The following is an 11,872-nucleotide window of genomic DNA, read 5'->3' on the forward strand; positions in this document are numbered from 1 at the left end:
AAAGTAGCGTTGTGGATGTTAACATCCTATACGGTAGAGGCGAAGTGGACACGCCTGTAAGAATAAGGATTGCCTGACTTGTCGGGTGGAAACTTAAATATCAAACTTCTTAAATAGAACCGTCAGGTTCTTAGAAGCCACTTACCTTTAGGTGGGTGGTAGTTCACGAAAGGAGCACTCATGATTTTGTGCTCTTTTAAAATAAAACTAGATATTTTTTATACCTATATGAATAATAAAGCTTATTTTTTTAGTATAGAGGTTCTATGGTTTTCTGTGATATATGTTAATATACGAGTAGTGAGAAAGCCGAATTGATTTCGGTTAAAAAGCATTTGCAATTATTTGCAGGTGCTTTTTGTTGAAGTATGATAATTTCATTGCTGGAGATTAAATATAAGATTTAGAAAGAATATCTCTCGAATCAGCACTTACGGAATGTAACTAAGATAAATAAAATATCATAGAATAAGAGGATAAATATGAATTATAGAAAAGCAACAATACAGGATCTTCCTAGTATATGTACATTAATTGAAGATGCAAAAACATTAATGAGAAAACAGGGTATATATCAATGGAATGAGTATTATCCACATAAGAATGATTTTGAAGAAGACATAAAGAATAATAATCTCTATCTAGCAGAAGAAGATGAACTACTCGCAGTTTATTCAATCAATGAAGAATGCGACGAAGACTATAATCAATTTAAATGGAGTACAGATCACTATTGTGTTCTTCATCGCTTATGCGTATCTCCTAATAGACAAGGAAAAGGGATTGGTAAAACAGTATTATCACAAATTGAAAAACAAGCAAAAGACATGGGCTATGATGCCATTAGATTAGATGTCTTTTCACTTAATCCTTATGCGAGACGTCTTTATGAGAAGAACGGTTTTATAAAAAGAGGTCATGCACATTGGCATAGGGGTGAGTTTTATTTGATGGAGAAGATTTTATGATTTGAATATTCTTTATTTTAAAATAAATGATTTCTTATTTTTCTTATCTCGTGTACTATTTGATCAAAGTATGAGAGAAAATGTTATAGTGTTTAATTCTTAATAATGATTTAAAACAATTAGCATAATGAAACAATTGGATTCATACTCACGTTTCTTTATAATAAAAGAAGAGGTGAACATTATGCCATTTGACTATAAAAAAGAATATAAAGAATTCTACATTCCACAAAAAAAGCCAAGTATTGTAGAAGTACCACCAATGAATTATATTGCCGTAAGAGGAAAAGGAGATCCCAATAAAGAAGATGGAGAATATAAACAGTCCATTACGCTTCTTTACGGTGTAGCTTATACTTTAAAGATGAGCAAGAAGACAGATTATCAAATAGAAGGCTACTTTGATTATGTTGTTCCACCATTAGAAGGATTCTGGTGGCAGGAAAATATAAAAGGCATGGATTATAATAAAAAAGATCAATTGCAGTGGATCTCAGTGATACGTCTACCAGACTTTATTACTAAAGAAGATGTAGAGTGGGCCAAAGAGAGTGCTTCTAAAAAGAAAAAAATGGATTTCTCAAAGATAGAATTCTTTCACTATGAAGAAGGACTATGTGTTCAGTGCATGCACATAGGTTCCTATGATGAAGAAGTTGCGACCGTATCATTGATGCATGAATTCATCAAAGATGAATATGTCTTAGACATAAATGATCAACGTAGACACCATGAAATCTATTTAAGCGATGCAAGAAAAGTCGCTGAAGAAAAACGCAAGACGGTTGTACGTCATCCAATAAAAAAATTAGATCAGTGAGAATCACTGGTCTTTTCTAAATATAAAAAGTATAATTAGTTATACAAATCATACTTTGGAGGGATAGATATGAAAAAGAATGGAAAATACGCATGGACTGCGACTGTAGGAGAAAAAGGGCAGATTGTCATCCCTAAGCAGGCAAGAGATTTATTTCAGATTAAGCCAGGTGACACATTGTTGCTATTGGGAGATGAAGAGAAAGGTATTGCGATACCACCAAAAGGTGCTTTTACGACACTGTTTGAAAAAGTGTTTGAAGAAGGTGAAGGCTGATGAAGAACATTGCATTCTTCTGTATTCCAGCATTCGGACATACGAATCCCTTTTTGCCCATTGCTCGTGAACTTGTAGAACGTGGTCATCATGTAAGATTTTATTCATTTGATCTCTTTAAAGAAAAGATAGAAAGTACAAAAGCTACCTATATTTCATGTGATAGATTTCTATCTTCACTTACTAATAAACAAGAAAAGAAGCTAAAGAATATCTCTACTACGGAGATGACAATTCAATCTATTCATATCACAATAGAAATGGATTCTTTTCTAAATGAAGAATTCAAGAAAGAAAAACCAGATCTGATCATAACCGATTCCGCATGTTTTTGGGGAAAGCTAAGTGCTCTGAAATATAATATCCCATACGTTGTTTCAACGACCACCTTTGCCTTCAATCAATTATCTATCAGTTACATGAAACAATCATTTAAAGAAGTTGCTGATATCATATTTGGTTTACCAAAAGTATCAAAGGAACTAAAAAAGCTAGAGCAGTATGGATACCATGTCAAAAATGCGATTTCATTAGTATCAAGTGATAATCATACAGATACTCTGGTCTATACTTCAAAATCATTTCAGCCATTTGCAGAAAGCTTTTCATCACATTATCAATTTGTAGGACCATCCTTGTTTGATCATTATACATTAGACAAACATCATGAAAGAGCTCTGATCTATATTTCAATGGGAACAATCATTAATGAGCGATTAGATTTTTATCAGAAATGTATTGATCGTCTTCAAGATGAAGATGTAGACATTATCATCTCAGTAGGAAACAATGTTCCTATTGAACAATTACACTTCAATAAAGAAAAAGTACATATTTATCCATCTGTTAATCAGTTGGAAGTCTTATCAAGAGCCAATCTGTTTATTACTCACTGTGGCATGAACAGCGTGTCTGAGAGTCTCTATATGGCAACACCGATGTTATTGTATCCACAGACTGCAGAGCAGCGTGCTGTAGCAAGACGTACAAAAGAGATAGGAGCAGGCATTATGCTTGATGATGATATTCATTCTTCAGCTATGAAGGTTTTACATAACCCACAATTTGCATCTTCAGCCATGCAATATAGACAAGACTTCATATCCTCAGGAGGCGTAAAGAAAGCAGTAGATTATATTGAAGGGGCACCTTACAAGATAGAGGAAGTAGACCTTATCGAAGAATTAAACAAGTATAATAGGAAGACAAAGCTTATCTACTGGATGATTATTATTCTCTTGATTTTTCTTCTAAAAGGAAAATATGGCCTAATCATAGGCATTATTGCTTTTCTCTGTTCATTTCCAGTAAGAAAAAAGTTGCAAATGAGAAAATATGATAAAATGATAAAAAATTATTAAAAAAGGATACCAAATTAAAATAAGATAAAAAGATCCCCATTTTATAAAAGATGGGGGCCTTTTTGTATTAAAAATAAGTAAATATTTAATTTTTTAGTAAATTCCAATATCGATGTACAAAAAACTCAATTTATAGTTGACAGGAGGTAGTATACAGGTATAATGAGAGAAAATTAAAGAGTGATAAATACTTATCACTTCAGGAGGGGGCAAAAGCATGGACAAATCAATACCTGATATGTATGGAAGTCTCGTTTTCAACGACACGGTAATGAAGAAAAGATTACCAAGTGACGTTTACAAGGCTTTACATAAAACAACTAAGTATGGTGCATCTTTAGATATAGATGTTGCCAATACAGTAGCGGCAGCTATGAAGAACTGGGCTATTGAAAATGGGGCAACTCATTATACTCATTGGTTCCAGCCAATGACTGGTGTTACTGCTGAAAAACACGACTCATTTGTATCGCCAAGATCAAATGGAGAAATCATTATGGAATTCTCTGGAAAAGAACTTGTGAAAGGTGAACCTGACGCATCTTCATTCCCAAGTGGTGGTTTAAGAGCAACATTTGAAGCGAGAGGATATACTGCATGGGATCCATCTTCTCCAGCATTTATTAAAGATAAGTCTCTTTATATTCCAACAGCATTCTGCTCATATAGTGGAGAAGCTTTGGATAAGAAGACACCATTACTAAGAAGTATGGATGCCTTAAATGAACAGGCTGTAAAAGTGCTGCATTTATTAGGAAAGAAGGATGTAACACATATCGATACAACTATTGGTAGTGAACAGGAATACTTCCTTATTGATAAAGATCTTTACAAGAAAAGAAAGGATTTATTATTAACAGGAAGAACATTGCTTGGTGCACCTGCTCCTAAAGGACAGGAAATGGAAGATCATTACTTTGGTGTGTTAAAACCAAAAGTAGCAGCATTTATGCATGATCTTGATGAAGAGTTATGGAAACTTGGCGTACCAGCTAAAACAAAACACAACGAAGTGGCTCCCGCTCAGCATGAGCTAGCACCTGTGTTTGAAACAGCTAATATCGCCTGTGATCATAACCAGTTGACTATGGAAATCATGAAGAAAGTAGCAGATAAGCATCACTTCGCTTGCTTGTTACATGAAAAACCATTTGAAGGTGTCAATGGTTCAGGTAAACATGATAACTGGTCAATTGTAACGAACACAAAACTTAACTTGTTAGATCCAGGAGACGATCCATATCACAACATCACATTCCTAGTGTTCTTAATGGCTACAATTGCCGCTGTAGATAACTATCAGGATTTATTAAGAGTGTCTGTTGCCTCTGCTGGTAACGATCATCGTCTTGGTGCCAACGAAGCACCACCAGCAGTTGTCTCAATTTATGTAGGTGATGAACTTGCTAAAGTTCTACATTCTATCGATACAGAAACATTTGAAGGAACTACTGAAAAGACTGAAATGTCAATTGGTGCTACTGTTCTTCCAAACTTCGTAAAAGATACTACAGATAGAAACAGAACTTCTCCATTCGCATTTACTGGAAACAAATTCGAATTCAGAATGCCAGGTTCAGCATTATCAGTAGCTGATCCAAATATCATCTTAAACACTGCTGTTGCTTCAACTCTTGAAGATATCTATGAAACATTAAAAGATGTTAAAGAAGATATGGAAGCAGAAATCTATAAGTTATTAAAGAAAACATTGGATGAACATAAACGTATCTTATTCAACGGTAACGGTTATACAGATGCATGGATTGAAGAAGCTGAAAAGAGAGGCTTATATAACTTAAAATCATTGCCTGATGCTGTACCTCAGCTAAAAGATCCAAAGAACGTAGATTTATTTACTAAATATCACATCTTCACAAAAGAAGAAATTGATTCACGTTATGAAATCTATCTAGAAAACTACGCAAAAACAATTCATATCGAAGCATTAACTATGATCGATATGGTAAAACGTGATTTCACTCCTTCATTATTTAAATACATGAAAGGTGTAGAAAAAGAATTATTACAGAAAAAAGAATTATTAGGCGCAGTTCATGGATATGAATTACGTGTATTAAAAGAATTAGATGCTTGTTCAGTTGCAATTGATGAAGCTTTAGAAAAACTTGAAGCTGATATCATCAAAGCTGAAAACACTGATGATTCATTAGAAAAAGCAAGATTATATCACGATGTTATCTTAGAAGATATGAATCTATTAAGAACACCAGTGGATACTGCTGAATCTAAGATTCCAAGTGAAGCATTAAATTACCCAACATATGATGAATTACTATTCTCATTAAGATAAATAGAAAGGAATACGAGAGATGAATAGAAAGTATACATTACAAGATCACGATGCCTGTGGTATTGGTGCTATCGTCAACATTGATGGTAAAAAAGACTATCAAGTATTGGATGATGCCTTACACATTGTAGAAAAGCTCGAACACAGAGCAGGTAAAGATGCGAGCGGAAAAGTAGGAGATGGCGTTGGTATATTGCTTCAGATTTCGCATTCCTTCTTCAAAAAAGCATTAAAGAAATCAACAATCACAATTAAAGATGAAAGAGACTACGGTATTGGTATGTTCTTCCTTCCAGAAGATTCATTAGAAAATACCTTTGCTAAACGTAGATTCGAAGTCATTGTAGAAAAGAATGGTCTAAAATTTTTAGGATGGAGAAAGGTTCCTGTTCATCCTGAAATTTTAGGTGATCTTGCCTTAAACTGCATGCCATCTATTGAACAGGCATTCATTGAACGTCCTAGCGATGTAGAACGTGGTGTTGCATTTGATCGTTTGCTTTATGTTGTACGAAGAGAATTTGAACAATCATCTGAAAATACTTATATCTGTTCTTTATCATCAAGAACAATCGTTTACAAGGGAATGTTCCTTGTTACCCAGCTAAGAGCCTTCTATGATGATTTAAGAGATCCATCTTACACAAGTGCTATCGCTGTAGTACATTCACGTTTCTCTACTAACACTGTTCCATCTTGGGAACGTGCCCATCCATATCGTATGATTGCCCACAATGGGGAAATCAATACAATCAGAGGTAACGCTGATAGAATGTTAGCGAGAGAAGAAACTATGAGTTCTTCTTATCTTACTGAAGATATGGATAAGATTCTTCCAGTTATCCATAAGACAGGTTCCGATTCTGCCATGTTGGATAACACATTAGAATTCTTATATATGAATGGTATGGACTTGCCATTAGCAATGATGACACTTATTCCAGAACCATGGAAGCATAATAGATTCATGTCATCTAAGAAGAGAGATTTCTATCATTACTATGCAACAATGATGGAAGCATGGGATGGACCAGCTGCTATCCTTTATACAGATGGTGATATCTTAGGAGCAACTCTTGACCGTAACGGACTTCGTCCATCACGTTATTATTTAACAGATGATCACAGATTAATTCTTGCATCAGAAGTTGGTGTATTAGACATTGATCCAAAACATATCATCAAGAAATCAAGACTTGAACCAGGTAAGATGTTACTTGTTGATACAATGAAAAAACGTATCATCTCTGATGATGAATTAAAGACAGCTTATGCTACACGTAAACCTTATGGTGAATGGCTAGATCGTCATCTTCTTCATTTAGGAGATCTTAAGATTCCTAATCAGAAGGTGCCATCACATACACAAAAAGAAAGAGACAAATTATATAAGGTCTTCGGTTGGGCTTATGAAGATGTCAAGAACGGCATTATCCCAATGGCTATGAATGGTAAAGAACCAACTGCTTCAATGGGACATGATATTCCATTAGCTATTCTTTCAAAGAAACATCAGCCATTGTTCTACTACTTCAAACAGCTCTTTGCACAGGTTACAAACCCACCAATTGACTCACTAAGAGAAAAGATTGTTACTGACACAACAGTCTATATCGGAAGTGATGGTAACCTTCTTCAGGAAAAGAGCGACAACTGTCGTGTTCTTGAATTAAATAACCCAATCTTAACTGGTGTTGATTTATTAAAGATCAAGAAATTAAACCAGGAAGGTTTCAAGACTACAACTATTTCTTTACTTTACTATAAACATACTTCATTGAAGAAAGCTCTTGATGCATTAAATCTTAAGATTGATAAAGCCTACAATGAAGGCTTTAATATCATCATCTTAAGTGATAGAGGCATCGATGAAAACCATGTGGCTATTCCTTCATTATTAGCTGTATCTTCAGCAGAACAGCATTTAGTACGTACTAAGAAACGTACAGCTGTATCATTGATTCTTGAATCAGCAGAACCTAGAGATGTTCATCAGTTTGCAACATTATTAGGTTTCGGTGCTCGTGCTATTCATCCATATTTAGCACATGAATGTATCGAAGAAGTAATCAAGCTTGGTACATTAGATAAAGATTACTATACTGCAGTTGCTGATTTTAATAATGCAATCTTAGGCGGTATCGTTAAAGTTATGGCTAAGATGGGTATTTCTACATTACAGTCATATCAGTCAGCACATATCTTTGAAGCAGTTGGCTTATCTCAAGAAGTCATCGATGAATACTTCACAGGTATCGTATCTAAAGTTGGCGGTATCCACTTAAAAGAAATCGAAGAAGATGTTGTTGAAAGACATGATCATGCCTTCGATCCAATGGGATTAGGTGTAGATGCTTCACTTGATTCAATTGGTATGCATTCATTAAGAAGCGGTGACGATAAAGAAGATCATCTTTATACACCAGAAGCTATCACAACTTTACAGGAAGCTGTAAGAAATGGTGATTATAAGAAGTTCAAGGATTACACTAAGATGATTGATGATCCTGAACGTCCTCATACATTACGTTCTCAGCTTACATTCAAGAAAAATAGAAAACCTGTCCCAATTACAGAAGTAGAAAGTGCTAGTGAAATCGTTAAGAGATTTAAGACTGGTGCCATGAGTTATGGTTCACTTTCTAAAGAAGCGCATGAAACAATGGCTATTGCCATGAACAAGCTTCATGCAAAGAGCAACACTGGTGAAGGTGGAGAAGACGAAGATCGTTACGGAACACTTAGAAACAGTGCAATCAAACAGGTTGCATCAGGACGTTTCGGTGTTACTTCAGCTTACTTGAATAGTGCTTCTGAAATCCAGATCAAAATGGCTCAGGGTGCTAAGCCTGGTGAAGGTGGACACCTTCCAGGTAAGAAAGTTTATCCATGGGTTGCTAAGACAAGATGTTCAACTCCGGGTGTATCATTAATTTCACCACCACCACATCATGATATTTACTCAATTGAAGATCTTGCACAGTTAATCTACGACTTAAAGAATGTCAATAAGAGAGCTAGAATCTCAGTTAAGCTTGTATCAGAAGCAGGTGTAGGAACTATCGCTTCTGGTGTTGCTAAAGCTGGTGCTCAGGTTATCCTTATCTCAGGTTACGATGGAGGTACTGGAGCTGCTCCAATCAGTTCTATCCACCATGCTGGTTTACCTTGGGAACAGGGTGTTGCGGAAGCACATAAGGCATTAGTAGAAAACGGCTTAAGAGATCATGTCATCGTTGAAACTGATGGTAAATTAATGAGTGGTCGTGACGTTGTAATCGCTGCATTATTAGGTGCAGAAGAATTCGGTTTCGCTACTACTGCATTAGTATCAATGGGATGTATGATGATGAGAGTCTGCTCAAAAGATACATGTCCATTCGGGGTTGCGACTCAGAATGAAGAATTAAGAAAACGTTTCAAGGGTAAACCTGAACACGTTATCAACTTCATGATGTTCATTGCAGAAGAAGTACGTGAAATCATGGCAGAATTAGGATTCAAGACTGTTGATGAAATGGTCGGTCATACTGATTTCTTAGAACCACGTTTCTCTAACGATGTAGCTGCTCAGATGAACTTTGAAGAATTATTGGATGATACATATGCTTCATCTTCAATCAACCACTTCAATCCTAAATCTGCATACGACTTCAAGCTTGAAACAACTGCAGATGAAAAAGTATTGATTCCAATGTTCAAGAACGCTGTTGAACGCAAGTCATCATTAACTATTGATGTAGACATTACATCAACAGACCGTTCATTTGGTGCTCAGTTCGGTTCAGTGGTTGCCAATAAATACAAGAAATCATTACCAGAAGATTTCTATAAGATTAATGCCTATGGTGGAGCAGGTCAGTCACTTGGTGCCTTCTTGCCAAATGGTGTAACAATCAACTTACACGGTGATGCCAACGATGGTGTAGGTAAAGGATTATCAGGTGGTAAGATCGTTATCACACCTGATGAATCTTCAAGCTTTGAACCATCAGAAAACATCATTATCGGTAACGTTGCCTTATATGGTGCAACAAGCGGTAAAGCATACTTTGAAGGGGTAGCTGGTGAACGTTTCTGTGTCAGAAACTCAGGTGCTATCGCTGTCAGCGAAGGATGCGGTGACCACGGTCTTGAATATATGACAGGTGGTAAAGCTGTTATCTTAGGTAATACAGGTAAGAACTTTGCAGCTGGTATGAGTGGCGGTATTGCTTATGTATTAGATCAAGATCATACACTTTACTTAAAATTAAATAAAGATATGGTTACAATGTACGAAGTAACAGAAAAATATGATAAACAGGAATTACTTGATTTGATTAAGGACTACTATAAAGAAACAAATTCTCCAAAAGCAAAAGAAATTCTTGATCATTTCGATGACTATATTACTGACTTCAAGAAGATTGTGCCAAATGACTATGCCAAGGTCATTAAATTAATTGGTCATTTTGAAGAACAGGGTATTTCGCATGAAAATGCCTTAATGGAAGCTTACAAAAAAGTAAGCTTAGAAGGGTAGGTGTCAGTATGGGAAAACCAACTGGTTTCTTAGAATACGAAAGATGTGCAAATCCTGAAAGGGATATTGATGAAAGAATCAAAGATTACTTTGAATTCCATTCAACTTTAAATAGTGAAGAAAGAAAGAACCAGGCGGCACGCTGTATGGACTGTGGGGTACCATATTGTCAGTCTGCCTTGTCAATAAAAAATAGAGTGGTCGGATGTCCATTACATAACCTCATTCCAGAATGGAATGATGAAATCTATCATGGACATCTTGTCCATGCCTTATCTCGTCTGTTAAAGACAAACAATTTCCCAGAATTTACATCAAGAGTATGTCCTGCTCTATGTGAAAAAGCATGCTTAAACGGTGTTGATGGGGAAAGTGTCACTATCCATGACAACGAAAACTATATTATCGAATCAGCCTATGCAGCTGGGCTAATGAAACCAAGAATTCCTGCTAAGAGAAGCGGAAAGAAAGTCGCTGTGATCGGAAGTGGGCCCTCAGGTCTTGCCTGCGCTGATGAATTAAATCATCGTGGACACAGTGTCGATGTCTATGAAAGAGAAGACCGTGTTGGGGGATTATTAATGTATGGTATCCCTAATATGAAACTTGATAAGTCTGTCATCGACCGTCGTGTTAAGATCATGGAAGAAGAAGGCGTACATTTCATTACTTCAGCTAATGTTGGTAAAGATGTAAAAGTAAAAGCATTATTAGATGATTATGATGCAGTCGTATTATGCGTAGGTGCAAAAGAACCACGTAAGCTTAAAGGTGTCTCTTTAAAGACAAAAGGTGTACATTACGCCGTAGACTATCTTACTGCCTCTACAAAGAACGTATTGGCTAAAAAAGATGACACAGAAGCAAAAGGTAAACATGTCGTTATCGTTGGTGGTGGGGATACAGGAAATGACTGTGTCGCTACAGCCATCCGTCAGCATGCCAAAAGCGTTGTACAGCTAGAAATGATGGGAGAACCACCACTAGAACGTACAGCAGATAATCCATGGCCAGAATGGCCAAATGTCAAGAAGACTGACTATGGGCAGAAAGAAGCTATTGCAGTCTTTGGACATGACCCTCGTGTCTATGAAACTACTGTTAAGGAAGTTATTGAAGAAAAAGGCGCAATCAAGAAAATCGTTACAGTACAGGTACGCTTTGAAGCAGGTAAGATTGTAGAAGTACCAGGCAGCGAAAAAACATTGGATTGTGATCTATTGATCATTGCGGCTGGATTTGTCGGCATCAATGGCTACGTTTCAAAAGCTTTCAACTTAAATGTCACTAAACGTAATACAATTGACGCTAAAGATAACTATCAGTGCGGAGACACTAAAGTCTTTGCGGCTGGTGATGGACGTCGTGGACAGTCTCTTGTCGTATGGGCAATTACAGAAGGTAGAGGCTGCGCTAAGAGCGTTGATGACTATTTAATGGGTTATTCTACAATGAGATAATTTATGTAAGAAGCTGTAACGAAATAAATACAGCACTCAAATAAAAAATGGTGGCATCCTCATAAGTGATGAGGAATGCCACCTTTTTTGATATAATTAGGCTATGAAAAATAACAATACAAATACACCTAATTACAAGAACAATTAT

7 protein-coding genes are annotated in these 11,872 nt (G+C 36.1%); all 7 read left to right on the plus strand.

The features are described from left to right. The first annotated feature begins 482 nt into the window (after nucleotides 1-482). The 7 genes from J6L95_RS09275 to J6L95_RS09305 all read left to right on the plus strand — a co-directional run bounded on the left by J6L95_RS09275 (nucleotide 483) and on the right by J6L95_RS09305 (nucleotide 11,724). Nucleotides 483-968: a GNAT family N-acetyltransferase gene (locus J6L95_RS09275; RefSeq protein ID WP_287458926.1), complete on the plus strand. Its 486-nt coding sequence runs from the start codon at nucleotides 483-485 to the stop codon at nucleotides 966-968. A gap of 184 nt (nucleotides 969-1,152) precedes the next feature. Further along, nucleotides 1,153-1,788 carry a GyrI-like domain-containing protein gene (locus tag J6L95_RS09280; RefSeq protein WP_287458927.1) on the plus strand — a complete coding sequence of 212 codons (636 nt, stop codon included), beginning with the start codon at nucleotides 1,153-1,155 and terminating at the stop codon, nucleotides 1,786-1,788. A 69-nt stretch (nucleotides 1,789-1,857) separates the two neighbouring features. Next, on the plus strand, nucleotides 1,858-2,064 hold the full coding sequence (locus J6L95_RS09285) for an AbrB/MazE/SpoVT family DNA-binding domain-containing protein (protein WP_287458928.1): 207 nt from the start codon (nucleotides 1,858-1,860) through the stop codon (nucleotides 2,062-2,064). Next, nucleotides 2,064-3,425: a macrolide family glycosyltransferase gene (locus J6L95_RS09290; protein WP_287458929.1), complete on the plus strand. Its 1,362-nt coding sequence runs from the start codon at nucleotides 2,064-2,066 to the stop codon at nucleotides 3,423-3,425. The genes J6L95_RS09285 and J6L95_RS09290 overlap by 1 nt, the downstream gene beginning before the upstream one ends. 217 nt (nucleotides 3,426-3,642) lie before the next feature. Further along, nucleotides 3,643-5,739, plus strand: a complete 2,097-nt coding sequence (locus J6L95_RS09295) for a glutamine synthetase III family protein (protein ID WP_287458930.1) — start codon at nucleotides 3,643-3,645, stop codon at nucleotides 5,737-5,739. 19 nt (nucleotides 5,740-5,758) lie between these two features. Further along, nucleotides 5,759-10,264, plus strand: a complete 4,506-nt coding sequence (gene gltB, locus J6L95_RS09300) for a glutamate synthase large subunit (RefSeq protein WP_287458931.1) — start codon at nucleotides 5,759-5,761, stop codon at nucleotides 10,262-10,264. An 8-nt stretch (nucleotides 10,265-10,272) separates the two neighbouring features. Next, complete coding sequence (locus J6L95_RS09305) at nucleotides 10,273-11,724, plus strand: glutamate synthase subunit beta (RefSeq protein WP_029071151.1); 1,452 nt, start codon at nucleotides 10,273-10,275, stop codon at nucleotides 11,722-11,724. The last annotated feature ends 148 nt before the right edge of the window (nucleotides 11,725-11,872 follow it).

Source organism: Kandleria sp., from assembly GCF_017934775.1.
GTDB lineage: Bacteria > Bacillota_I > Bacilli_A > Erysipelotrichales > Coprobacillaceae > Kandleria > Kandleria vitulina.

Excerpts from the sequence above, each read along its gene's own strand:
- J6L95_RS09275 (WP_287458926.1), top strand. The coding sequence starts at position 483 with ATGAATTATAGAAAAGCAACAATACAGGATCTTCCTAGTATATGTACA.
- J6L95_RS09280 (WP_287458927.1), top strand. The coding sequence starts at position 1,153 with ATGCCATTTGACTATAAAAAAGAATATAAAGAATTCTACATTCCACAA.
- J6L95_RS09285 (WP_287458928.1), top strand. The coding sequence starts at position 1,858 with ATGAAAAAGAATGGAAAATACGCATGGACTGCGACTGTAGGAGAAAAA.
- J6L95_RS09290 (WP_287458929.1), top strand. The coding sequence starts at position 2,064 with ATGAAGAACATTGCATTCTTCTGTATTCCAGCATTCGGACATACGAAT.
- J6L95_RS09295 (WP_287458930.1), top strand. The coding sequence starts at position 3,643 with ATGGACAAATCAATACCTGATATGTATGGAAGTCTCGTTTTCAACGAC.
- gltB (WP_287458931.1), top strand. The coding sequence starts at position 5,759 with ATGAATAGAAAGTATACATTACAAGATCACGATGCCTGTGGTATTGGT.
- J6L95_RS09305 (WP_029071151.1), top strand. The coding sequence starts at position 10,273 with ATGGGAAAACCAACTGGTTTCTTAGAATACGAAAGATGTGCAAATCCT.